The sequence below is a fragment of the Enterovirga sp. CN4-39 genome (assembly GCF_049446235.1).
Lineage (GTDB): Bacteria > Pseudomonadota > Alphaproteobacteria > Rhizobiales > Beijerinckiaceae > Enterovirga.
The window spans coordinates 171008-193531 of record NZ_JBMSEF010000011.1 but is presented as its reverse complement, the minus strand read 5'-3'; the positions used below and the strand labels follow the sequence as shown (position 1 = coordinate 193531).

Annotated in this window: 19 protein-coding genes and 1 pseudogene; 10 read left to right on the top strand and 10 right to left on the bottom strand. The window is 69.3% G+C overall.

Annotated features, from left to right (window positions below; genetic code table 11):
• Nucleotides 1-122, bottom strand: a pseudogene (locus ACO2SS_RS18620) (Hsp33 family molecular chaperone); the annotation flags it as partial.
• Nucleotides 123-178: 56 nt separating this feature from the next.
• Between ACO2SS_RS18620 and ACO2SS_RS18615 the strand changes: the two are divergent.
• Nucleotides 179-3121: a translocation/assembly module TamB domain-containing protein gene (locus tag ACO2SS_RS18615; RefSeq protein WP_423279257.1), complete on the top strand. Its 2943-nt coding sequence runs from the start codon at nt 179-181 to the stop codon at nt 3119-3121.
• A 20-nt stretch (nt 3122-3141) separates the two neighbouring features.
• Here ACO2SS_RS18615 and ACO2SS_RS18610 read toward each other — a convergent pair whose 3' ends face one another.
• Both ACO2SS_RS18610 and ACO2SS_RS18605 read right to left on the bottom strand, forming a co-directional pair.
• Nucleotides 3142-3903, bottom strand: a complete 762-nt coding sequence (locus ACO2SS_RS18610) for an SDR family NAD(P)-dependent oxidoreductase (RefSeq protein WP_423279256.1) — start codon at nt 3901-3903, stop codon at nt 3142-3144.
• Nucleotides 3900-5207, bottom strand: a complete 1308-nt coding sequence (locus ACO2SS_RS18605; protein ID WP_423279255.1) for a capsule biosynthesis protein — start codon at nt 5205-5207, stop codon at nt 3900-3902. Before ACO2SS_RS18605 ends, ACO2SS_RS18610 begins: the two co-directional genes overlap by 4 nt.
• Nucleotides 5208-5395: 188 nt before the next feature.
• Here ACO2SS_RS18605 and ACO2SS_RS18600 point away from each other — a divergent pair, with 188 nt between their 5' ends.
• From ACO2SS_RS18600 to ACO2SS_RS18575, 6 genes are all read left to right on the top strand, one after another.
• Nucleotides 5396-7321 (top strand): capsular biosynthesis protein, encoded by a 1926-nt coding sequence (locus ACO2SS_RS18600; RefSeq protein WP_423279254.1) that lies wholly within the window; start codon nt 5396-5398, stop codon nt 7319-7321.
• Entirely contained in the window at nt 7321-8820 is a 1500-nt protein-coding gene (locus ACO2SS_RS18595) for an LTA synthase family protein (protein WP_423279253.1), read from the top strand. Before ACO2SS_RS18600 ends, ACO2SS_RS18595 begins: the two co-directional genes overlap by 1 nt.
• A complete protein-coding gene (locus ACO2SS_RS18590) occupies nt 8817-10091 on the top strand; it encodes a glycosyltransferase family 4 protein (RefSeq protein ID WP_423279252.1) in 1275 nt (424 codons plus the stop codon). The genes ACO2SS_RS18595 and ACO2SS_RS18590 overlap by 4 nt, the downstream gene beginning before the upstream one ends.
• Nucleotides 10092-10316: 225 nt before the next feature.
• Nucleotides 10317-11474, top strand: a complete 1158-nt coding sequence (locus ACO2SS_RS18585; RefSeq protein ID WP_423279251.1) for a polysaccharide biosynthesis/export family protein — start codon at nt 10317-10319, stop codon at nt 11472-11474.
• A gap of 102 nt (nt 11475-11576) precedes the next feature.
• A complete protein-coding gene (locus ACO2SS_RS18580) occupies nt 11577-12713 on the top strand; it encodes an S-(hydroxymethyl)glutathione dehydrogenase/class III alcohol dehydrogenase (protein ID WP_423279250.1) in 1137 nt (378 codons plus the stop codon).
• Between the two features lie 145 nt (nt 12714-12858).
• Nucleotides 12859-13740 (top strand): manganese catalase family protein, encoded by an 882-nt coding sequence (locus ACO2SS_RS18575; RefSeq protein WP_423279249.1) that lies wholly within the window; start codon nt 12859-12861, stop codon nt 13738-13740.
• Nucleotides 13741-13744: 4 nt separating this feature from the next.
• On the opposite strand, the gene nudC is transcribed toward ACO2SS_RS18575, so the two are convergent.
• Nucleotides 13745-14659 (bottom strand): NAD(+) diphosphatase, encoded by a 915-nt coding sequence (gene nudC, locus ACO2SS_RS18570; protein ID WP_423279248.1) that lies wholly within the window; start codon nt 14657-14659, stop codon nt 13745-13747.
• A gap of 26 nt (nt 14660-14685) precedes the next feature.
• On the bottom strand, nt 14686-15099 hold the full coding sequence (locus tag ACO2SS_RS18565; RefSeq protein ID WP_423279247.1) for an HIT domain-containing protein: 414 nt from the start codon (nt 15097-15099) through the stop codon (nt 14686-14688).
• Nucleotides 15100-15184: 85 nt separating this feature from the next.
• Between ACO2SS_RS18565 and ACO2SS_RS18560 the strand changes: the two genes are divergently transcribed.
• Nucleotides 15185-15484: a hypothetical protein gene (locus ACO2SS_RS18560; protein WP_423279246.1), complete on the top strand. Its 300-nt coding sequence runs from the start codon at nt 15185-15187 to the stop codon at nt 15482-15484.
• Here the strand turns inward: ACO2SS_RS18560 and ACO2SS_RS18555 are convergent.
• The 4 genes from ACO2SS_RS18555 to ACO2SS_RS18540 are packed head-to-tail and all read right to left on the bottom strand — an operon-like array spanning nt 15446 to nt 19287.
• Nucleotides 15446-16540 (bottom strand): sulfate/molybdate ABC transporter ATP-binding protein, encoded by a 1095-nt coding sequence (locus tag ACO2SS_RS18555; RefSeq protein ID WP_423279245.1) that lies wholly within the window; start codon nt 16538-16540, stop codon nt 15446-15448. The genes ACO2SS_RS18560 and ACO2SS_RS18555 overlap by 39 nt on opposite strands.
• A gap of 9 nt (nt 16541-16549) precedes the next feature.
• Nucleotides 16550-17422, bottom strand: coding sequence for a sulfate ABC transporter permease subunit CysW (gene cysW, locus ACO2SS_RS18550; RefSeq protein ID WP_423279244.1), 873 nt, complete (start codon nt 17420-17422; stop codon nt 16550-16552).
• Nucleotides 17415-18266 carry a sulfate ABC transporter permease subunit CysT gene (gene cysT / locus ACO2SS_RS18545; protein WP_423279243.1) on the bottom strand — a complete coding sequence of 284 codons (852 nt, stop codon included), beginning with the start codon at nt 18264-18266 and terminating at the stop codon, nt 17415-17417. The genes cysW and cysT overlap by 8 nt, the downstream gene beginning before the upstream one ends.
• 4 nt (nt 18267-18270) lie before the next feature.
• Nucleotides 18271-19287, bottom strand: coding sequence for a sulfate ABC transporter substrate-binding protein (locus ACO2SS_RS18540; protein WP_423279242.1), 1017 nt, complete (start codon nt 19285-19287; stop codon nt 18271-18273).
• A gap of 259 nt (nt 19288-19546) precedes the next feature.
• Here ACO2SS_RS18540 and ACO2SS_RS18535 point away from each other — a divergent pair, with 259 nt between their 5' ends.
• The gene (locus tag ACO2SS_RS18535) at nt 19547-21562 is read left to right on the top strand and encodes an AI-2E family transporter (protein ID WP_423279241.1); all 2016 of its coding nucleotides are present in this window, start codon (nt 19547-19549) and stop codon (nt 21560-21562) included.
• Nucleotides 21563-21568: 6 nt separating this feature from the next.
• On the opposite strand, the gene ACO2SS_RS18530 is transcribed toward ACO2SS_RS18535, so the two are convergent.
• Nucleotides 21569-21832, bottom strand: a complete 264-nt coding sequence (locus tag ACO2SS_RS18530; RefSeq protein ID WP_423279240.1) for a hypothetical protein — start codon at nt 21830-21832, stop codon at nt 21569-21571.
• 181 nt (nt 21833-22013) lie between these two features.
• On the opposite strand from ACO2SS_RS18530, the gene ACO2SS_RS18525 reads away from it, so the two are divergent.
• Nucleotides 22014-22523 carry a hypothetical protein gene (locus tag ACO2SS_RS18525; RefSeq protein ID WP_423279239.1) on the top strand — a complete coding sequence of 170 codons (510 nt, stop codon included), beginning with the start codon at nt 22014-22016 and terminating at the stop codon, nt 22521-22523.
• Nucleotide 22524: the final 1 nt, after the last annotated feature.

The following is a 22524-nucleotide window of genomic DNA, read 5'->3' as shown; positions in this document are numbered from 1 at the left end:
GGGTCGAGATCTGCCGACCGCACCCGCTCGGGCGAGGACGGGAGGAACTGGACCAGCAGGCCACCGGCCCGATAGGCCCGGCGGCCCTCGGCGAATTCCTCCGCCACGGCGAGCCGCACGCGCCGTCGGGACAGAACTTACGCTCGCGCTCAAGGCCGTCTCCGCCGTCGAGGGCCGCATGGATGTCGAACGCCTGGAGGTTCGCACCCCGACGTTCAACGCGCGCTACGCCGGCACGCTCGGGGCCGCCGAGATGCAGGGCCGCCTGGAAGCCGGGATGGCGGATCTCTCCCGCTTCGCCTCGATCGCCGGGCTTCCCGGGCTGCGGGGCGCCGCCACCTTCAACGCCGATGTCGAGGGCACGCCGCGGGCGAACCGCTACAACGCGGTGCTCGACGCCAAGGCGACGCGGTTCGCGACCGGCATTCCCTCCGCCGACGGACTGCTCGGAGGCAGGCTTTCGGCTGCCGGCACCGCCCGACTGACCGCCGAGGGCGCCGTCGGCTTCGAGGAGATGCGGGTCACGGGCGAGCACGCCAATGCGCGCCTCGACGGGCTCGCGGCCCCGCAGGGATCGAACATGACGATCGCCGTCACCGTGCCGGATTTGCGACGGGCAGATTCGCGCGTTTCGGGGCGGGGCACGATCACGGGCCAGCTGACGGGGCCGCTGGCGAGCCCGGATGGAACGCTCCGGATCGCCGTGACGGACGCGGCGGCGCTCGGCCGGCCGGTTCCGCGGCTGGTTGTCGACCTCGTCGGCCGGGATCTCGTGCGCGCGCCGGACGTGAGGCTGACGCTCGACGGCGAGGTGGACCGCAAGCCGGCCCGGGGTCGTCTCCATCTCGCCCGCACGCCAGCCGGGCAGATGACGGCCGACGATATCGACCTCGCGGTCGGATCCGTGGCCATCACCGGCGGCGTGACGCTTCAGCCCGACTGGCTGGCAAGCGGCAAGCTGGCCATCGCGGCCGGCAATCTCGACGATATCTCGCCTCTCCTCCTAACCCGCGCGACGGGCGCGCTCACGGGCGATCTCGGCCTCGCCATCGCCAATGGTGGCCAGGACGCGACCTTGAAGGCAGACGGCTCGCGCCTCGCCGCCTATGGCGCCCGGATCGACCGGATCACGGCCGACGTGAACCTGACCGATTTCTATCGTCGGCCCGTGATCTCGGGCGACGCCGCCATCGACGAGGTGCAGGTCGCGGGCGAGCGCATCTCGCGCATCCGCTTCAACGCCCGCGGCACGCCGCAGGCCAGCGACGTGACGATGACGGCGACCGCACGCGGCTTCGACCTGGATGCCCGGGCTCGCGTCGTTCCAGGCGACCGGATCCGCGTCGACCTGACCCAGTTCGGCGCCACGCGTGGTCGCAATCGGATCGCCATCGCCGGCCCGGCGACCTTCACGCTCTCCGACGGGGCGGTCGATATCCGCGGCCTCGCGGTGGCGCTCGGCGCCGGCCGGCTGACCGTCGACGGCGTTGCCGGGTCGCGGCTTGATCTGCGGGTCGCAGCCCGCGCGGTCCCGCTCTCCGCCGCCGAGATCTTCGCACCGGGGCTCGGCCTCTCGGGCACCTTGGAGGGACAGGCCAGCATCGGCGGCTCTCCCAGCGCCCCAACGGGCGAGTACCAGGCGCGCATCGCCCGGCTCGTGGTCGCGCAGACGCGCAATCTCGGCCTGCCGCCCATCGACATCTCCGCCTCGGGCCGGCTGAACGGCGAGCGCGCGACGCTCGATGCCACTGTCGCGGCCGGCCGTGCCGGGCAGGTCAGGCTGGGCGGCTCCCTCCCGATCGCAGGTTCGGGCGCACTCGACCTGACCATCCGCGGCGGCATCGACGCAGGTGTAGCAAGCGCCGGCTTCCTGGCCGCCGCCGGCCGCCGGCTCACCGGCAAGATCGACGTCGATGCGCGCGTGGGCGGCACGCTTGCCGCCCCGCAGGCGAGCGGATCCGCGACGCTCGCGGGCGGCTCCTTCACGGACGCGCTCCAAGGGACGCAGCTCGACAACCTGCGTGCCCGGATCGTCGCAAGGGGCGAGGAGATCGTCGTGGAATCCGCCTCCGCGACCACTCGCAACGAGGGGTCGATCACGGCATCCGGCCGGGTGCGGCTCGATCCGTCGGCGGGCTTCCCGGGCCAGATCAAGGTCGACGGGCGGCGGGCGGAACTGATGCGCAGCGGCGTCGCCACGCTCGTGGCGAACCTCTCGGTACAATTGTCCGGCGCGCTGGCGCGGGACCCGCGCGTCTCCGGCCGGGTGGATATCGTCACGCTCGACGTCACGATCCCCGAGCGCCTGGGCGCCACGCTCGGGCCGCTGCCGAACACGCGCCACATCCACCCCACCCGCACGGCCCGGGAGCGCCTCGCGCTCGAGGCCCGCACGAAGCAGCGCGGCCGTGCCGCCCCGGCCTTCGACGCGAGCCTTGATCTCACGCTGTCAGCACCCGGCCGCATCTTCGTCCACGGCCGCGGCCTCGTGGCCGAGCTCGCGGGCAATCTCCGCCTCACCGGAACGCTGGCAAAGCCCGTCCCGGTCGGAGCGTTCGAGCTCCTGACGGGCCGGCTTCAGATCGTCTCTGCCCGGCTCGACTTCATACGCGGGCGGCTCAGCTTCTCGGGGGAGATGACCCCCGAGCTCGACTTCCTGGCGCAGACGAGCGCCGGCGGAGCCTCGATCGAGGTCGCGATCACTGGCCCGGCCTCCGAGCCTGCCTTCGAGTTCCGGTCCAACCCGGATCTTCCCCGGGACGAGATCCTCTCGCGGCTGCTGTTCAACTCGCCCTCCGGCCAGCTCACGACCGCGCAGGCCCTGGCGCTCGCCCAGGCGGCCGCCCAGTTCTCGGCCGGCGCCGACGATCCCTTCGAGAGCCTTCGGCGAGACCTCGGTCTGGAGGGTCTCGACGTGAATCTCGGCGCGGCCGGCGGCCCGGGCATCGGCCTCAACCGCGCCCTCAACGACCGGCTCTCGATCGGCGTCCGGGCCGGCGCCGGAACCGCCGGTACCGGGATCGGCATCGATTTTCGGGTGACGGACGACGTGAAGGTGAAGGGCGAGGTCGGCGCGAATGGCGGAACCTCGGTCGGCATCGGCGGCGACTACGAGTGGTGAGGCAGGCCGCGGACCGCCTTCTATTCGTAAGAGAACCGGAAACCGCCCATGAAGGGCCGGCGGATCGGCTCGGGAACAAGGGTCGAGACCCGGGCCAGAAGCGCCAGCGAGCGTGGGAAAGCGATGATCGGCCGGTCGCGCTCCAGGCCGCGCCTGATATGCCCAGCCGCCTTGTCGGCCGGCATGGAGAGTGGCCGCCAGCCTCTGTAGCGGGACCCCATCTCGGTCTCGACATAGCCGGGGCAGACGACGCTCAGCCTTATGCCGCTTCCGCGCAGTCGCTCCCGCATGGCGAGCCCATAGGCGATCAGCGCGGCCTTGGAGGCACTGTAGCCCGGGGAATCCGGAAGCGGCGCGAAGGCGGCGAGCGAGCTCACGAGCGCGATCTGCCCGTTGCCCCGCGCCCGCATGGGTTCGAGGAAGGGCAGGACGCTGTTCAAAGCACCCAGAAGGTTCACCTCGATCTCGGCATAGCTCGCGACTGTCGTCGCGGCGTCGTCGCCGGTCGGCAGTTGCACGCCGGCATTGGCGATGACGAGGTCCACGGGATGCTCGGCATCGAAGGCAAGCAGCCGGGATTTCAGCTCGTCGCGCTCCCTGATGTCGGCGACGATCTCGGAGGCTCCCGCGCCGGCCTCGCGACAGGCGTCAGCGACGCCCCGGAGTGTCCCGGCGTCCCGTCCGAGGAGCCCGAGCGTGACGCCTGGGGCGGCATAGGCGCGCGCGAGCGCGGCCCCGATCCCGCGCGAGGCGCCCGTCACGAGGATGGTGCGCGGATTCATTCGGCCGGCAGCGGCCGCCCATAAATGTCGGCCTCAGGCAGCTCCGGCGCCTCCTCGGCCGGCGCGAAGTGCCAGTACGGCTTCTCGGCCTCCAGCCTGTCGGCGGCATTCCTCACCGCGAGCGCGACGCCGACCTTGCAGAAGAAGCCGCCATTCACCTGCGTGCGATGGATCACGAGCTTCCGGAAGGCCCGGAAGAGATCGCCGTCGGGAGGGGCCCCCTCCGTCCAGAACCGATCGAGCGATCCCTGGAAGGCCAGTCCCGGCACATCGTAGATCGAGGTCCCGAGTGCGATGGTCGGGCGGCCCACCTCGATTGCCGTCAGGCCGACGGTCGAATTGACGACCACCACCCCGAGCGTGCGCTCCAGCAATGTGGGCAGGTGGCCGCCCTTGATGCACCGGACGCGACCCGCGATGCCATGCTTGGCCGCGAGTTCCTGGATCTGAGTGTTCCGGTCGATCAGCCCGTTATCGAGAGGGTGGACCTTGACCAGCAGCTCCGGCTCCGGCGGGGCGTGCGTGGCGAAGGATGCGAAGACCTCGTCGAGGAACTCCGCCAGCAGGGCGTACTGGGAGTGAACCCGGATCTGGTAGTCGCTGTCGAGCTGCAGCGGCACGAGGTAGAAGCCGGCCGGGTGGGACAGGGCTTTTTCGGCTTCGGCCTCCGCATGGGCCACGGCCCGCTTGCGCGCGAGGAGCTGCTTCAGCCAGCCCGCATATTCGACGAGGACATGGTTGGGGCGATGCCGACGGTAGCCCATGTAGACGGGCCGGCCGAGCATGTTCGCCACGTTGTAGGTGACGTCCCAGACGGCCCGGCGTGCAAAGCTGCCAGCGAAGGATTGCTCGATCGGCTCGGGAAGCTCCGCCGCGACGGCCAGGATCGTCTCGGGGTCCCGCGGCAGCGACGAGTACCCGTTCACCCCGCCCCGTTCGACCGTGATCCAGTTGGGGCGGATATAGCCTTCCTCGCAGACATGGACCTGGATGCGGCGGTGGGCCGCAAGACTGATCGCGACCCGGTGATACGGTCGGCAATCCCCGAACAGGACGATGTCGGTAACGGTTTCGTTCGCCAGATACCCGGCCAGGAAGCCACGCCAATTTGCCAGGCTTCCGCGATAATTCGTTGCCGGCAGCCGCCAGAACACCTCGTCTCCCAGAGAGATGTTGATGCGGCGGACGCGATGGCCATGCTGCACGAGGGTGCGGGCGAGCTCGGCGAAGAACGGGGACGCGAGACCCTGCAGAAAGAGAAACGTCCGCGGCGACGCCGGCTTCGGAGGTGCAGGTTCAGCCACGCTCAATGGGAAGGTCCGTTTCGCCCAAGTCTCGGCCCGAGAACGCGGGCCGGATCATAGGGGGCAGACTTTAATGTTTCCAACCCGGGACATGACCGCTAAGCACCCCGGAGTTGACGGACCATGTGGAAAGACGGTCGCGTTGTCCAGGTTTTTCGCGCGGCCCCGCCTTTCCGCCACGACCATCCATGTCTGACTCCATAGGCATTCTGTCCCGCGATCTCTGGCCGATGCGGGACGACATCTCGACACTTCTTGGCGCGAATGTGGTCTGGGCGGCCAGTTCGCCCATGAACCTTGCCGGCATTGCCGGCTGGGACGGCCCACGCGGCAGGCTCTCGCGAGAGCTGGCCCGATTGCGCGGCGCCTCGTTCCACGCCGTGGGGCTCGGGCCGCTTCGGTCCGTGCGGCCTGTCGGGCCAGCCATGAGCCTGGTGATCGCCGGGCGCGATCCTAGCGCCAACCGGCAGGTCTCCCCCGCCGACGGCTTGGCCATGCTCCGGAAGCTCCGTCTTTCCTGGCGGAACGACGGGCGGGACGAGCCTCCTCCTGCCCTGCGGGGGCGCGACTTCGTTCTCGTCATCGCGAATTCTCGCTCCGGCCATCCCGAGAAGCCCGGGCATCTGCTCCGCCGCGCGGCCCTGGACAATCCATCCGCCGCCATCGCGGTGGTCGCCGGCTCCCGCGAAGACCCCTCGCTCGCCGCCAGGGTAGCGCGCACTCACCCGGGCGCCGTACCGGTTGCCGGCATCAATCCCTGGACCCTCGTCGAGCGCGCGGCCCGCATCTATTCCCCGCCGGACGATCTCCTGACCCTGGCCATGCTCGCCGGACGGTCGGTCGAGGGCGTGGCGTCCGACGAAGCCCCGGAGGCCCTGTTCGCGCGCGTGTTCCTGGAAGAGCCGGCCTACCTGGATGCCTGGACCCGCGAGGAGACGGACTTTTTCACGGCCGCCGACCAGTTGGCTTGGCAGCGCGACCGCTTCCTCGAAAACCCCCGCCGCAGCCATTGCATCGGCGTATCCCGCTGGAAGGCGAGGCAGGTCGCACGCTTTCTCGATGGTCCGGACGGGCCGGCCATCATGTTCGGGTCGGACAGGAAGGCCGTCGCCGCCGCGGCAGCTTCGGGCGGGCAGATCGTGGCCTGGGAGACGCGCATGCCAGCGCGGCTCGAGGCGGCCTGCGCCAAGGCGGGCGTGCCGCTGCAGCGAATGGAGGACGGCTTCCTTCGCTCCGTCGGGCTCGGGGCGGCCTTCATGCCGGGCGCCTCCTGCGTCCTCGATGGGCGCGGCATTTATTACGACCCGAGACGGGAGAGCGACCTGGAGCACATCCTGGCGACGGCGGAGTTCCCGCCGGATCTCGTCCAGCGCGCAGCGGAGCTTCGCCGGACGGTCGTGGCGTTGCGGCTCACAAAGTACAATGTCGGCCGGCAATCCTCCCTGGAGGAGCTGCCGCGGGATCGGCGGATCGTGCTCGTCCCCGGCCAGGTGGAGGATGATGCCTCGGTCCTGCTCGGCTCGCCCTCGACCCCGACCAACCTCGCCCTGCTCGAGGCGGCGCGGCGGCGGAACCCCGACGCCTTCATCATCTACAAGCCGCATCCGGACGTGGAGGCAGGGCTTCGGCGCGGGAAGCTCGGCCCCGACCAGGTCGCCGGCCTGGCCGACCGCGTCATCGGGGATGTCGGCATCGTCGACCTGCTGGACCGGGTGGAATCGATCGAGACGATGACTTCGCTCGCGGGCTTCGAGGCGCTGCTCCGCGGCAGGCGGACTGTCGTGCACGGGCGGCCCTTCTATTCGGGCTGGGGCCTGACGGAGGACATGGATCCGCTGCCGCGCCGCACCCGCAGGCTCAGCGTCGACGAACTCGTGGCTGGAGCCCTGATCCTCTACCCTCGCTATATCGACCCCGTCACGGGGCAGCGCTGCCCGCCGGAGGTACTCGTGCGTCGGCTTGCAGCCGCCCGGGATGCGGCCCTCACGGCCGATCCCGGCAAAGCGGCCGCCCGCGCCGCCTATGTCCGGGCCCGACACGCGCTGCTCACGCCGATCGGGCGGGCCCTCCGTCGCATGAAGGGCGCCGTGCGCTCCCACGCTCCCCGTCCCTGATGGTTCTCGCCGTCCTGTCCTGCCTGCTTGCCTTCGCGGCGAGCGTGGCGGTCGAGCGTCTCGCCGTCCTGCCCGGCGGGAAGCGGCCGAGCCTGCGCGCCCTGCCCTGGCGGCTCGCCGCCTTCGCGACCCTGTACCTGTTCTGGCTGGGCATCTGGGGGAGGCCCGTCCTGGCCGCGCTCGCCTGCCTGATCACGGTGGCGGTCCTGACGGCCATCAGCATCCGCAAGCGCGAGCTTGTCGGCGAGCCCCTCGCCTTCTCGGATTTCGGGCTGATCGAGATGATCGTCCGGCACCCGGACCTGTACTACACCGACTTCCTGGCAAAGCCGCCCTTCCTGCTCGGGGCAGCCTCCTTCCTGGCCGCGCTCGGCACCTGGCTCTGGCTCGAACCGGCCTACACGGTGCTCTCGCCTTTCGGCTCCGCAGTCGCCGCCGCGCTGGTGCTCGGCGGGATTGCCGCCCTCTGGTGGGCCGCGGGGAGGCCCCCGCTCTCAATCCTCATGGGGCGGCTTCTCCCCCATCCCGATCCCGAGGAGCACATCGCGCGCTGGGGCCTCCTGCTCACGCTGGCCGGCTACGCCCTGCGTTGGAGGGGCCAGGTCGCGGCCCCCTATCCGGCCGACAGCCAGGGCAGGGCGGAACCGGCGCCGCTCGACCCCGACCTCATCATCGTCATCCAGTTCGAGTCCTTCCTGGATCCCGAACGGGCCGGGCTATCCGATGTCGCGCTCCCCGGCCTTGCCCGTGCGCGCGACCTCTCGCTCCTGCACGGCCCGCTCCGGGTACCGGCCTGCGGGGCCTTCACGATGCGCACGGAGCATGCCGTGCTCACCGGGCTGTCGGACGCAGATCTCGGTTTCCGGGCCTTCGATCCCTACCTCGCGCGGCGTGGCCCCGCCCCGACCAGCCTTGCACATCGGTTGAAGGCGCGCGGATTCGAGACCGTGTTCATGCACCCGTTCCGGTCCGGCTTCTTCGGCCGCGCGAAGGTCGTGCCCCGGCTCGGCTTCGATCGCCTCCTCTTCGAAGAGGATTTTTCGAGCGCCGAACGGTTCGGTCCCTATGTCAGCGATCGCGCCATGATGCGGGCGATCCTGGCCGAGGCCGATCGTCCACCCCTGCCCAGGTTGATCACCGCCATCACGATGGAAAACCACGGTCCCTGGACGGCCGGCCGCCTCGAAGGCGAGACGGACCCGACCCGGCAGTACCTTCGCCATCTCGGCAATGCGGACGGGGCGATCGGCCTCCTGCTCGACGGCCTCCTGCAGCGGCGCGGCCGGACCCTTCTCTGCTTCTTCGGCGATCATCCGCCCATCCTTCCCGGGCTCCCGCCGACACGCGCAGCCGAGACCGACTACGCGCTGCTGTTCATCGAGGATGGCCAACCGCTGACGAGCGGCAGGGCCGAGCGGCTCTCCGCCGATGCGCTGGGTCGGCTGGTGGCGAGCCTGTCCGGCGAGGCCCCGACGATGCGGGCTGGAGAGGCTGCGTGACGGCATCCGCCCCGATCCTGGTCGATACGACCCGGCTGCTCACGCGCCTGAAGCACCCGAGCCCGAGCGGTATCGACCGCGTGGATCTCGCCTATGCGCGTCATTTCCTGAATGGCGACCCCGACCGGCTGGCGATCGGGATCGGCTATTTCGGCCCGCGCATCCTGCCGGATCCGCTGCGGCAGAAGCTCATCAGGACGGTTGCGGAGCGCTGGGGCGAGGACCTGCCTGCCGAGCAGGATCCCGTCCTGGCAGAGATCAGGCGTCGCCTCCGGGGTGATGGCGCGAGCGCGGGCGCGGCGCGGAGCGGCTCCGCCGGCCGCCTTCCTCGTCTCAAGCACGAGGCGGCGGACCAGATCCTGAAGCTCTCGGGGTTCCGTTGGCGGCAAGCGGAGGACGCGCCCCGGGGCGCCATCTACCTCCACACATCCCACCTCCGGCTCGACCGTCCGGAGCATTTCGCCTGGCTCGAAAAACGTCCCGACATCCGGGCCGTGTTCTTCGTCCACGACCTGATTCCGATCGAGTTCCCCGAATACGTCGTGCCCGGAGAGGACGAGCGTCATCGGGTCCGCATGACGACGGTGGCCCGCCACGCCGCTGCCGTGCTCGTGAACTCGGCGGATGTCGGCGACCGGTTCGCCCGGCATTGCCGGCAGGCGGGCCTGCCCTCGCCGCCCGTGACGGTGGCGCCGCTCGCGGTCGAGCCCATCTTCGTCGATACGCCCCGTCGCCCGGCTGCCGGGCGGCCCTATTTCGTGATCTGCAGCACCATCGAGGCCCGCAAGAACCACCTGCTCCTGCTCCAGGTCTGGCGCGAACTCGCGGGGCGCCTCGGCCCCGAGACGCCCGCTCTCGTGATCGTCGGGCGGCGAGGGTGGGAGAGCGAGGCCGCGATCGACCTCCTGGACAGGAGCCCGGCCCTCCGCGGCCATGTCTTCGAGGCGAGCGGCCTATCGACCGGAGGGCTCGCGGAGCTCGTCGCCGGGGCTCGCGCGCTGCTCATGCCCTCCTTCGCGGAGGGTTACGGCATCCCCATCGTCGAGGCGCTCACGGTCGGCACACCCGTGCTGGCCTCCGACATACCGGTGCACCGGGAAGTTGCGGGGCAGCGGGCCAGGTTCATCGACCCGCTGGACGGGCCGGCTTGGCTCGGCGCGATCGAGAACCTCTCGCGAACGGAGGCGGAAACCGTCGAGGGCTACGCACCCCCGACCTGGGGGGCTCATTTCGCGGCCGTTAACCACCTCCTGCGGGAGCTGGGCACGTGACCTTTCGCTGCCGGGCCGGTTCGGATTCTCTTAAGCCTTGCTCCCGATGGTGAAGGGAAGGTTGAGGAATTCGCTTCAATCCGCCGCGACGAGGGTGTGTCAAAGCAGAGACAACAGTCGCCGCGATGCACCAGCCGGCCCGGCACCAGCTTCCCGGAGAGAGTGTTTGATGGCAAAGCTCCGGCCGGGGGCCGCATTTTCCATGCTCAGACGAGGTTTCGACGCGTGAGGTTTAGGATCGCGACGCTCGGATTCGCCCTGGCGCTGGCCGGCTGCTCCGGCCTGCCGTCCACCGGGCCGATGTCCGACGACATCGTGAAGTTGGCCGACAATGACGTCGAGAAGCGCTACGTGCTGGTCGACGTGGACGACCGGACCGTGTCGATCCTGTCGCGCTACCCGGGTCCGACCCTGCGGGCCCGTTTCGGTGATTATCGCCCTGCCCCCCAGATCCGCATCGGCGTCGGCGACGAAGTGCGCGCGACCGTGTGGGAGGCGGCGGCGGGCGGCCTCTTCTCCGCTCCGGTCACCGACCGGTTCAGCGCCGGCTCGCGCAGCGCCGTGATCCCCGACCAGCAGGTCACGCAGGACGGCACCATCGCGGTGCCCTATGCCGGACGCATCAACGTCATCGGTAAGACGCCCGCCGAGGTGGAGCGCGATATCCTAGCGGGGCTCGCCGGCAAGGCGATCGAGCCGCAGGCGCTCGTCACCGTGACCCGGTCCCTGTCCAACAGCGTGACCGTCACGGGCGAGGTCACGAACGGTGCCCGCATCCCGCTCTCGCCCCGTGGCGACCGCATCATGGACGTGGTCGGTTCTGCCGGCGGCGTCCGCGGCGCCGTGCACGAGACCTTCGTCCGGCTGACGCGCGGCAACAACACCGTCACGGTCCCGCTGGAGAACATCCTCGCGACGCCGCAAGAGAACGTCTACATGCGGCCGGGCGACATCCTCACGCTCGTGCGCGAACCCCAGACCTACACGGCGTTCGGCGCCATCGGGGCGAACACCGTCGTGCCGTTCGGCAAGATCGGCCTGTCGCTCGAGGAGGCGATCGCCAAGGCCGGCGGCCTGCTCGACTTCCGGTCCGATCCGGACGGGATCTTCCTGCTGCGCTTCGAGCCGCCCGCCGTCGTGCGGCAGCTCGTGCCTGGCCGCGACATCGATGCCCGCGAGCGGCTGATCCCCGTGATCTACCGCCTGACGCTCCGCGATCCGAAGAGCTACTTCCTCGCCCGCACCTTCAAGATGCGCGACAAGGACGTGCTCTACGTCGCCAATGCCAGCGGTGCGGAACTGCAGAAGTTCCTCGGCATCATCGGCTCGGTGACCGGCCCGGTCTCGCTCGGCATCAGCGCGGCAGCCGTCGCCGGCCAGTAAGGATCGAGACGGCGCGCCGGCTCCGGCCGGCGCGCCCCAGCTCCGTTGTTCGGCAAAACGTTTGCGGCTACGACCCCGAGAGCTGTTCGGGGACAAAGAGCCATGAAGACACGTGCCGCCGTCGCCTGGGAGGCCGGCAAGCCTCTCACAATCGAGACGATCGACATCGAGGGCCCGAAGGCCGGCGAAGTGCTGGTCGAGGTGATGGCGACCGGCATCTGCCACACGGACGCCTACACGCTCTCCGGCATGGATTCGGAGGGCAAGTTCCCGGCGATCCTCGGGCATGAGGGCGCCGGCATCGTGCGCGAGGTCGGTGCGGGCGTGACCTCGGTGAAGCCGGGCGACCACGTCATTCCGCTCTACACGCCGGAATGCCGCAACTGCAAAAGCTGTCTGTCGCAGCGCACCAATCTCTGCACGGCGATCCGCGCGACGCAGGGCCAGGGCGTCATGCCCGACGGCACGAGCCGCTTCCGCTGCGATCCGGTGGGCAGCACGCGCAGCACGGACGGCGTCATCTTCCACTACATGGGCTGCTCGACCTTCTCGAACTTCACCGTCCTGCCCGAGATCGCGGTCGCGAAAGTCCGCGAGGACGCCCCCTTCGACAAGATCTGCTACATCGGCTGCGGGGTGACGACGGGCATCGGCGCCGTCATCAACACCGCGAAGGTCTGGCCGGGCGCGAATGTCGCCGTCTTCGGCCTCGGCGGCATCGGCCTCAACGTCATCCAGGGCGCCAAGATGGTCGGAGCCGACAAGATCGTCGGCATCGACCTCAACAACGACAAGCGCGCCATGGCCGAGAAGTTCGGCATGACGGACTTCATCAACCCGAACGAGGTCGGCCTCGACAAGGTCGTCCAGGCGGTGGTCGACATCACCGGGGGCGGTGCGGATTTCTCGTTCGACGCCACCGGCAACGTCAACGTCATGCGCCAGGCGCTGGAATGCTGCCATCGCGGCTGGGGCGAGTCGATCATCATCGGTGTCGCCGAGGCGGGACGCGAGATCTCAACCCGTCCGTTCCAGCTCGTCACGGGCCGGGTCTGGAAGGGCACGGCCTTCGGCGGCGCGAGGGGCCGGACGGACGTGCCGAAGATCGTCGACTGGTACATGGAGGGGAAGATCAACATCGACGATCTGATCACCCACACCATGCCGCTGGACGAGATCAACCACGGCTTCGACCTCATGCACGAGGGCAAGTCGATCAGGTCGGTCGTGGTCTACTGATCGGCAAGCTCCGTCGGGAATCGGACACAGGCCTGGATACTGGGGCAGCGTACGTGATGATCTGGAACGGTGCCGCGAAAGGCACCGTTGAACCGCGAGGCCGCCGGGCGAGACGGCGGCGCTATCCCAATCCAGGAGCGGTTCTGTGTTCTTTCACGACAAGCGTCTGCAATATACCGTCCGATGCGAGAAGCCGAACCCGCTTTTCGCCAGAGCTCTCCAACAGGCCATCGGCGGCGTAGAGGGTGAAATCAGGGTCTGTCTACAATACCTGTTCCAGGGCTGGGGCTTCCGCGGCCCCGCCAAATACAAGGACATGCTGCTGAATACGGCGACCGAGGAGATCGGCCACATCGAGATGCTGGCCTACGCGGTTGCCCTGAACCTGGAGAATGCCCCGGCCTCGATGCAGGAGGAGGCGGCAGGCGCGAGTTCGGTAGTTGGCGCCGTTCTGGGCGGATCCAGCCCGACCGCATCGATCGAGACGCTCCTCGGCGGCATGAACCAGCGCCACCTGCTCTCCGCCGGCATGGCGGCGACCCCGGAGAACTGCAACGGCGTCCCGTTCAACGCCTCGCACGTCTACGCCAGCGGCAATGCGGCCGCCGACATGTATTGCAACGTGGCGGCGGAATCGACCGGGCGGGTCCTGGCCTGCCGGCTGTACCACCTGACCGACGACCCCGGCATGAAGGACTTCCTCTCCTTCCTGATCGCCCGCGATACGATGCACCAGCAGCAATGGCTCGCCGTGATCGAGGAGATGGGCGGCTCGGCCGCGCTGCCGATCCCGAACAGCTTCAACCAGGCCAACGAAGCGACCGATTTCTCTTACGTGTTCGTCGGCACGAACCAGGACGGCTCCCCGCCGCCGGCCGGGCGCTGGACGCAGGGGCCGAGCCTCGATGGAAAGGGGACTTTCTCTGCCACGGTCGGCGTCCCGCATGGGCAGGAGCCGGTTCTCGGCCCGGCGCGGCCGGATTCCGGTGCGCAGGTCGAACAGATGAGCGCGAAGCCGCCGGCCTGACCCCTTACGCGGGCCTGGCCTCTCCGGAGAGCCAGGTCCGCATCAGGTGGTTCGCGATGGCCATGGGGGGCGGCGTGATCAGGCCGTCGGGGTGCTTGCGCTCGAGCATGAGGGCCACCTCGTCGCGGTGGAACCAGCGCCCATCCTCGAGTTCGTCGCGGTCGAGCACGATGTCCTCCGTGAGAGCCTCGCCGAAGCAGCCGATCATGATGGAGGACGGAAAGGGCCAGGGCTGCGAGGCGACGTAGCGGACCTGCCCGACCCGGATTCCGGCCTCCTCCAGGACCTCGCGGCGGACGGCCTCCTCGATGGTCTCGCCGGGGGCAATGAAGCCTGCCAGGCACGAATAGGAGCCGGCCACGAAGCGCTTCTGCCGGCCGAGCAGGCACTTCTCGCCCCGCGAGATCAGCATGATCGATACGGGGTCGGTGCGCGGAAAATGCTGGGCCGAGCAGGACGGGCAGTCGCGGCGCAGCCCGCCTGCCCCAGACGCGGTCGGATGGCCGCAATTGGCGCAGAAGCGGTGCCGCGCATGCCAGGACAGCAGCGACTTCGCCTGTGCCAGGATGCCGAGCTCGTCCGCCGGTACGACGCCCTGCATGGCGATCGAGCGCAGATCCTGCGCGAAGAGGGAAGGCGCATCCGCGATGCGGTCGGCAAGGCTGGCCTCGTAGAGGAGCCCGGCCACCGGCCGACCGGCCAGCATGCCGAGAAGGACGCGCTCCTGAGGCGTTTCCGCCTCGATCGCGCCCGGCAGCATCGCGGAGGGCGCCCCGCCATTCTGGTTCAGGATCGCCTGCTCGCCGGCAATGGCCACGACCGGCATCCCGGGCCGGGTCGCCTCCGCCAGGAGCCCCTCCGGATCATGCTCGATTCCGGCACGGACCAGCCGGTTGTGGATATATCCCAGTTCGGACACGAGCGATGGACTCCGTGAGAGAAGGGTCAGGCGGCGGCGAACAGGGTGCGGGCGCGGTCGATGAGCGAAGCCCCGCCATGGGCCGGATAGGGCATCCGCGGGCCGGAGCCCCAGACCGGGCCCGGCCAGGCGGGATCCGACCGGAAGCGCCCGACGACATGGACGTGAAGCTGCGTGACGACGTTCCCCAGTGCGCCGACATTCACCTTGTCCGGCTTGGCGAGGTCCCCCATGACGGCGACCGCGATCCGCAGCTCCTTCATGAGCTGCTGGGAGTCGGGCTCCTCCAGGTCCGTGATCTCGACCAGCCCCCCGCGACGGGGAACGAGGATGAACCAGGGAAACCGTGAATCGTCCATGAGGAGGACGGAGGAGAGCGGCAGGTCCCCGACATGCAGGGTATCGGCCGCCAGACGTGGCTCGAGCGTGAATGCGTCCATCTCCGGCCGCCATACGCCCTTCGCGGCCAAGAGGCGAGCCCGGCCGTTAACCGCCTGCGTAAACTCGGCCGCATAGCATCTCGGGATGCCGAATCACCTCGGGCCCGGTTCCGCCCTCGCCCTGCTCCTCGTCGTGCTCGCGATGGCCGAGCCCGTGCGGGCGGCCGATCTTCGTTATGGGCCCGGTGGTGCCGGCGGCCCTCCTGTCCTCGGGAACGGGGCCATCCTCGAAGAGGACGGCTGGGCCGCCTGGGGCAGGCCGCCCCGTCCCTATGGCCGGCCGGTCAATGGCGGCCCCGGCTATGTCGGCTCGGATTACGGCCTCGGAAAGCCGGCCTTCACGGGGCTAGGCTCCCGCCCCGACTGGGGCCGGAGCAGCGAGTAGAGGCGCGGCACAATCCGACCCCGCAGGCGCCGGGAAGACCCTGCCACCCGTGACGGCGACCCGGACCGTCTCGCCGCGGGCGACGCTCGCCCCGACCGGCACGCCGACCTCGACATGGTGCGAGCCGCCCTCCAGGGCCACTTCTGCGCGCCGGCCACCCGCCGTCCGCCGGACCATCACGACCTGGCCCGGAAACCCCTCCGGTGCCGACGTGAACGCCAGGTCCCACGGCCGCAGATAGAGCGCCGCCGGCCCATCCGGCCCGACACCGGCCGTCACCGGCAAGGGGACTCCCCGGAACGTCACCGTGCCGCCCGCAACCGTGGCCGGAAGCTCCGAGCTCTCGCCCACGAACGACATCACGAAGGCGGAGGCCGGGTGATCGTGCACCTCGTCCGGCGTGCCGACCTGCTCCAGTACGCCGTTGTTCAGGATCGCGACCCTGTCGGCCAGCTCCAGCGCCTCGTCCTGGTCGTGCGTCACGAAGATCGTCGTGCGGCCTGTCGCGTCGTGGATGTCGCGCAGCGAGCGGCGCAGATCCTTGCGGACCCTGGCGTCTAGGGCCCCGAAGGGCTCGTCGAGCAGCAGGATGCGCGGGTCCACGGCCAGGGCGCGGGCGAGCGCGATGCGCTGCCGCTGGCCGCCGGAGAGCTGGTTCGGCCGGCGCTTCCCGTATTGCTCGAGCTGGACGAGCCGCAGCAGCTCGGCGACGCGCGCCTCGATCTCCGCCCGGCTCGGCCGCTCGCGCCCGCGCACCTTCAGGCCGAAGGCGATGTTCTCCGCCGCGCTCATGTGCCGGAATAGGGCGTAGTGCTGGAAGACGAAGCCGACCCGGCGCTTGCGAACGGGGATGTCGGTCGCGTCCTCGTCGCCGAACAGCACCCTGCCGGAATCCGGGTGCTCCAGGCCCGCGATCACCCGTAGCAAGGTGGTCTTGCCCGAACCCGATGGGCCGAGGAGCGCCATCAGCTCGCCCGACTGCACGTCGACATCCACGCCCGCGAGGGCCGCACCGGCCCCGAAGCGCTTCGTAATCCCGATCGCCTGGACGCGCACGCAATCTCCTCAGTGAGCCGCCGCGGACGCGATTGCGCCGCTGTACCGCCATTCCAGAAACGACTTGATCGCGAGGGTCACGAGCGCGAGCCCGGCCAGGAGCGACGCCATCGCGAAGGCGCCGACCAGATTGTACTCGTTGTAGAGGATCTCGACATGCAGCGGCATGGTGTTGGTCTGGCCCCTGATGTGGCCCGACACGACCGCCACGGCGCCGAACTCGCCCATCGCGCGCGCATTGCAGAGCAGGACGCCGTAGAGCAGCGCCCATTTCACGTTGGGCAGCGTCACCGACCAGAAGGTCCGCAACCCCGACGCGCCGAGCGTCGTCGCCGCCTCCTCGTCCGCCCGGCCCTGGTCCTGCATCAGGGGGATGAGCTCCCGGGCGATGAACGGGAAGGTGACGAACACGGTCGCGAGCACGATCCCGGGCAGCGCGAAGATGATCTGGATCCCGTGCTCGCGGAGCCAGGGCCCGACGAGCCCCTGCGCGCCGAACAGCAGCACGAAGACGAGACCGGCAACGACCGGCGAGACCGAGAACGGCAGGTCGATCAGCGTCACCAGGAGGCTCTTGCCGCGAAACTCGAACTTGGCGACGGCCCATGCGGCCGCGAGCCCGAAGATGAGGTTCAGGGGCACGGCGATGGCCGCCACGGTCAGCGTCAGCAGGATCGCGGCACGGGCGTCCGGATCGTCGAACGCCTCCCGGTAGGCCGCCCAGCCGCCACGGAAGGCCTCGACGAAGACGGTGACCAGCGGCACGAGGAGGAACAGGCCGAGGAACGCCAGGGCGATGCCGATCAGCACGCGCCGCACCCAGAGCGGCTCGCTCGTGATGCTGCCGATCGGGCCGGCGGGATCCGGAAGGCGGTCAGGCATGGCCGAGGCGCCGCCGCGCATAGGCTTCGAGAAGATTGATCAGCAGCAGGCTCACGAAGGAGATCGCCAGCATGATGCTCGCGATCGCGGTGGCGCCCTTATAGTCGTACTCCTCGAGCTTGATGACCACGAGAAGCGGCGCGATCTCCGACACGTAGGGAAGGTTGCCCGCCACGAAGATCACCGAGCCGTACTCGCCGACGGCGCGCGCGAAGGCCAGCACGAACCCGGTGAGCATGCCCGGAATGAGTGGCGGCAACACCACCCTGAACACAGTCACCAGCCGGCTCGCCCCGAGCGTCGCGGCGGCCTCCTCCAGTTCCCGGTCGATCTCCCCGATAAGCGGCTGGACCGTCCTGACAGCAAAGGGCAGCGCCACGAAGACGAGCGCGACAAAGATCCCGAGCGGCGTGAAGGCGACCTTGAGGCCGAGCGGCTCGAGAAGGGAGCCGATCCAGCCGTTCGGCGCGTAAAGGGCGGCCAGCGCGATGCCCGCGACCGCGGTGGGAAGCGCGAAGGGCAGGTCCACGGCGGCATCGACCAGACGCCGCGCCGGAAAGCGGTACCGGGTCAGCACCCAGGCCACCAGAAGCCCGAACAGGGAAGCCGTGAAGGCCGCCGCGAAGGCGATCCCGAAGGACGTCCGGAGGGCGGCCTGAACCCGGGGATCGGCCAGAACGTCGGCGAAGCCGGACAGTCCGATACCCGCGGCACGGTAGATCAGCGCCGCCAGCGGGATCAGGACGATCACGGACAGGTACGTAAGGGTGTAGCCGAGCGACAGGCCGAAGCCCGGAAGCGCGCTCGGCTGCTTCAGTCTCAGCCCGGTCAGCACCTGCCCCATGCGGTCACCGGCCCGCTTTGGCGAAGCCGTCGTAGATGCCGCCCGCCCCGAAGTGCTTCGCCTGGGCGTCCTTCCAGCTGCCGAACACCTCTTCCAGGCGGAACGTCCTCACCTGCGGCAGCCGATCGAGATCCTCCTTGCGGCCGAATTCCGGCTTGGAGGGCCGATAATGGTACTTGCCGATGATGGCCTGCGCCTCAGGCGAGTAGAGGAATTCGAGATACGCCTCCGCGACCTTGCGGGTGCCCTTCTTGTCGACATTTCCGTCGACGAGCGCGACAGGTGGCTCCGCCACGATGGACAGGGAGGGCGCCACGATCTCGAACTTGTCCTTCCCGAACTCGTCGAAGGCGAGGAACGCGTCGTTCTCCCACGCTATCAGCACGTCGCCGAGGCCCCGCTGCGCGAAGCTGATCGTAGAGCCGCGCGCTCCCGTGTCCAGCACCGGGGCGTTCTTGTAGATGGCGGCCACGAACTCCCGCGCCTTGTCCTCGTTCTGCCACTTCTCGAGCGCCCAGCCCCAGGCGGCGAGGTAGTTCCAGCGCGCCCCGCCGCTGGTCTTCGGGTTCGGGGTGATGACCTGGATCCCGGGCTTCACGAGGTCGTCCCAATCCTTGATCCCCTTCGGGTTACCTTTCCGGACCAGGAACACGATCGTGGACGTGTAGGGCGAGGAGTTGTTCGGCAGCCGCTTCTGCCAATCGGCCGGGATCTTGCCCGACTGGGCCGCGATGGCGTCGATATCAGGCGCGAGCGCCAGGGTGACGACGTCGGCATCGAGCCCATCGATGACGCTGCGGGCCTGCGCGCCCGAGCCGCCATGGGACGCCCGGATCGTCAGCCGCTCGCCGGTCTTCTCCGTCCAGCTCTTCGTGAAGGCCGCATTGACCTCGCGGTAGAGTTCACGGGTCGGGTCGTAGGACACGTTCAGTAGTGTCGTCTGGGCCGCACCGGCGCCGGCGCCGAGAACCAGGCCGGCCAGGGCTGCCGCCGAGATGCGAACGAGGCGCGAGAGAGTCATGAACAGCTCCTTGGCTCGGGTTCGTACTGGCGCGGAGAACATAACGCGCAACCACTGCACTCGCGCCAGACCTGATTTCACTTTTTTGATCCGCTAAATTTTCAGATACACAGATCGCGGCCGTCCAACTGTAGGGAAGCGGGCGGCGAGGGCAAGCGGTGCGGGACGGTCAGGCTTCGGCAACCCTCCTAACCGCCGATGGGATCGTTCCAGGCCCCCCAACGTTCTGGGTGTCGGGCTTTGGAGGGCCCGCCCAGATATGGCCAATGGCTACTCGTCCGGACGCCGCGGACAGGTGGAGGCGAGCGCCCCTCCGCTGAACGGCAACATCGCATTGGTCGCTCTCGGCGTCGTGGCCGCACTGTATTTCGGCCGCGAGGTCTTCATCCCCATCGCGGGCGCCATCCTGCTCAGCTTCGTGCTCGCGAGCCCCGTCCGGCTTCTCCAGGACTGGGGCATGGGCCGCCGAAGCTCCGTCGCGATCGTCGTGGTTCTCGCCTTTGCGGCGCTCCTGTCGGTTGCGGCCGTCCTGGTCTCGCAGCTGACCCAGCTCGCCGGCGACCTGCCGCGCTATCAATGGACGATCCGCGACAAGATCACGGCCTTCAAGGACACGGCCGGGGGCCACGGGCCGGTCGGGCGGGTTGCGGAGCTGCTCCAGGACCTGACGGACGAGATCAAGCTTCCGCCTCGCCCGAAGGCCGGCGACGCCCCAGCCGTCCTGGATCACGCGCCGCCGGAGCGCCCCGTCCGGGTCGAGGTGGTGGATACGGGGGGCAGCCCGATCCAGACGATCTCCAACTTCATCTCGCCGCTGCTCCATCCGCTCGCGACCACGGGCCTCGTGGCGATTTTCGTCGTGTTCATCCTCCTGCAGCGGAACGACCTGCGGAACCGCCTGATACGCCTTGCCGGCTCGCACGATCTCCAGCGCACGACGGCGGCGATGAACGACGCGGCCGTGCGTCTCAGCCGCTTCTTTCTCACTCAGGTCACGCTGAATGCCTGTTTCGGCGTCGTGGTCGGGCTCGGCCTGTGGCTGATCGGCATCCCGAGCCCGGTTCTCTGGGGCATCCTCGCGGCGATCTCGCGCTTCATCCCGTATGTCGGCGTGGTGATCGCGGCCGGCTTCCCGCTTCTTCTCGGCGCCGCGGTCGATCCAGGCTGGTCGATGCTCCTGATGACGGCCGGCTTCTTCCTCGTGGTCGAGTTCCTGGTAGCCCAGGTGATCGAGCCCCTCCTCTACGGGCATTCGACGGGGCTCTCCCCGATCGCCGTCATCGTTTCGGTGACGTTCTGGACGTGGCTCTGGGGCGGGGTCGGGCTGCTTCTCGCGACGCCGCTGACCGTGTGCCTGGTGGTCCTTGGCCGTCATGTGGAGCAGCTCGAATTCCTCGAGGTCATGCTCGGGGATCGGCCACCCCTGACCGAGGCTGAGATCTTCTACCAGCGGATGCTCGCGGGCGATGCGGGAGAGGGCTTCGAGCAGGCGGAAGCCTTTCTCCGCGACCATTCCCTGACGACCTACTACGACGAGATCGCCCTCAAGGGCCTCGCGCTGGCGCAGCTCGACGCCGGCCGCGGCGTGCTGGACGGCGCCGCCCTGTCGCGGGTCGAGGAGACCGTGTCCGACCTCGTCGACGAATTGTCCGACTACCAGGATGTCGTACCGAGGCCGGAGGCGCCGCAAGCGGAGGCAGAGAAGGCGGGCACTAAGCGCGCCGACGGCGACGCCGACCTCGACGAGACGTTGGAGCGGGCGGACGAGCGGACCGACACGCTGCCGACCCTGGCGGAGGATGATCTCGCACCGGATTGGCGCGGGGCCGCCACGGTTCTCTGCGTCGCCGGCCGCAACCAGCTCGATCGCGCCGGAGCCCAGATGCTGGCCCAGCTCCTCGCCAAGCATGGCCTCGGTGCACGTGTGGAGGGAGCCGAGCTCCTGGCCTCGAACCGGCCGCTGCCCCTCGATCCGTCCGAGGTTCGGCTGATCTGCCTGTCGTTCCTCGACACGACGGCGCCCGTCCATGTCCGGTTCGCCGTCCGGCGCCTGCGGCGCCGCTTTCCGGACGCCCAGATCCTCGTGGCTGCGTGGGGGATTGCGGACGATGAGGCGGAAAAGCTCTGCGCGGCATCCCGCTCCAGTGCCTGCGCCAGCCGCCTCAGCGACGCGCTCCGCTACTGCCTGGATGCGGCGCGCAGGAGGCCGGACGCCGGCGTCCTGCCGTCCGACGAGGCCGTCCCGCGCGAGCTCCCGCGAGCGAGTGCAGCCTGACCCTACCTAGACGCGCGGCACCTCGTGAGGGTTCTCGGCTGCGGCGGGCTGCGGCGTCGCGGCGGAGAAGCCGGGCGCATCGACATGCCAGAGGAGGCCGTGCTCTGACAGGACCGCCCACGCCGCCTCTGCCTCTCCCTGCCCGGCCGCGACCGCCTGATCGAAAGCGGCCAGACCGGGCTTCCGCAGGGCGGGGTCGGCCTCGTCGAGCCTCCTCCCTACCGCCACTCGCCACGTCTCGCGCAGCTTTCGCTTCACGATGCTGGTCATCCTTCTACTTTCCTCGCAACAGAGGGCGCCGCATACACAGCTGAAACGCCTTCCGGTTCAGGAATTTTCGCCATCCTCAGATCACAATGTGTGCACAAGAGAGTAGCGTTCCCGGACGTCGTCGGTTCGATTTGCATACAGTCTCGGCTGGCCGCGAGGCCGTGGCCGACTTGGGTGTTTAATGGCGGTTGATATCAAGGCAGAGCTGACGCGACCTCCGGCCCTCATTCTCGCCGCGCTCGCCGCCCTGGGGTGGGTGCTGTTCGCCCTGTCATCCGTCTCGGCCACGTCCGTCCAAAAGACGCAGCGGCTGCAGATCGCCGATCTCACGGCCAAGAACGAGCAGCTCACGACCGATCTCGCCCGGCAGGTGGAGGCATCCGGCGCGCTCGCCGACCTTCAGGCAAAGGTCGGGGCGACCCGGGAGGAGCTCGCGCGCGTGAGCCAGACGAGGACGGATGTGCAGAACGAACTCGCGGCTGCACAGCGCAACCTGCAGAACGTCAAGCGCGATCTCGGCGATGCCGATCGCAACCTGCAGAGCCAGTCCCAGAGGCTGAACGAACTCCAGACGAATGCCGAGACGGCAGAGGCCCAGGCCAGCGACCAGCAGGCGACCTCGGCCACGCGCCGGGGCAAGAAATGGTCGCGCCGCGGACGCCGGTCCGTTTCCATCAGCCGGACGCGCTGAG

Excerpts from the sequence above, each read along its gene's own strand:
- ACO2SS_RS18615 (WP_423279257.1), top strand. The coding sequence starts at position 179 with ATGGATGTCGAACGCCTGGAGGTTCGCACCCCGACGTTCAACGCGCGC.
- ACO2SS_RS18610 (WP_423279256.1), bottom strand. The coding sequence starts at position 3,903 with ATGAATCCGCGCACCATCCTCGTGACGGGCGCCTCGCGCGGGATCGGG.
- ACO2SS_RS18600 (WP_423279254.1), top strand. The coding sequence starts at position 5,396 with ATGTCTGACTCCATAGGCATTCTGTCCCGCGATCTCTGGCCGATGCGG.
- ACO2SS_RS18595 (WP_423279253.1), top strand. The coding sequence starts at position 7,321 with ATGGTTCTCGCCGTCCTGTCCTGCCTGCTTGCCTTCGCGGCGAGCGTG.
- ACO2SS_RS18580 (WP_423279250.1), top strand. The coding sequence starts at position 11,577 with ATGAAGACACGTGCCGCCGTCGCCTGGGAGGCCGGCAAGCCTCTCACA.
- ACO2SS_RS18565 (WP_423279247.1), bottom strand. The coding sequence starts at position 15,099 with ATGGACGCATTCACGCTCGAGCCACGTCTGGCGGCCGATACCCTGCAT.
- ACO2SS_RS18560 (WP_423279246.1), top strand. The coding sequence starts at position 15,185 with ATGCCGAATCACCTCGGGCCCGGTTCCGCCCTCGCCCTGCTCCTCGTC.
- cysW (WP_423279244.1), bottom strand. The coding sequence starts at position 17,422 with ATGCCTGACCGCCTTCCGGATCCCGCCGGCCCGATCGGCAGCATCACG.
- cysT (WP_423279243.1), bottom strand. The coding sequence starts at position 18,266 with ATGGGGCAGGTGCTGACCGGGCTGAGACTGAAGCAGCCGAGCGCGCTT.
- ACO2SS_RS18540 (WP_423279242.1), bottom strand. The coding sequence starts at position 19,287 with ATGACTCTCTCGCGCCTCGTTCGCATCTCGGCGGCAGCCCTGGCCGGC.
- ACO2SS_RS18535 (WP_423279241.1), top strand. The coding sequence starts at position 19,547 with ATGGCCAATGGCTACTCGTCCGGACGCCGCGGACAGGTGGAGGCGAGC.
- ACO2SS_RS18530 (WP_423279240.1), bottom strand. The coding sequence starts at position 21,832 with ATGACCAGCATCGTGAAGCGAAAGCTGCGCGAGACGTGGCGAGTGGCG.
- ACO2SS_RS18525 (WP_423279239.1), top strand. The coding sequence starts at position 22,014 with ATGGCGGTTGATATCAAGGCAGAGCTGACGCGACCTCCGGCCCTCATT.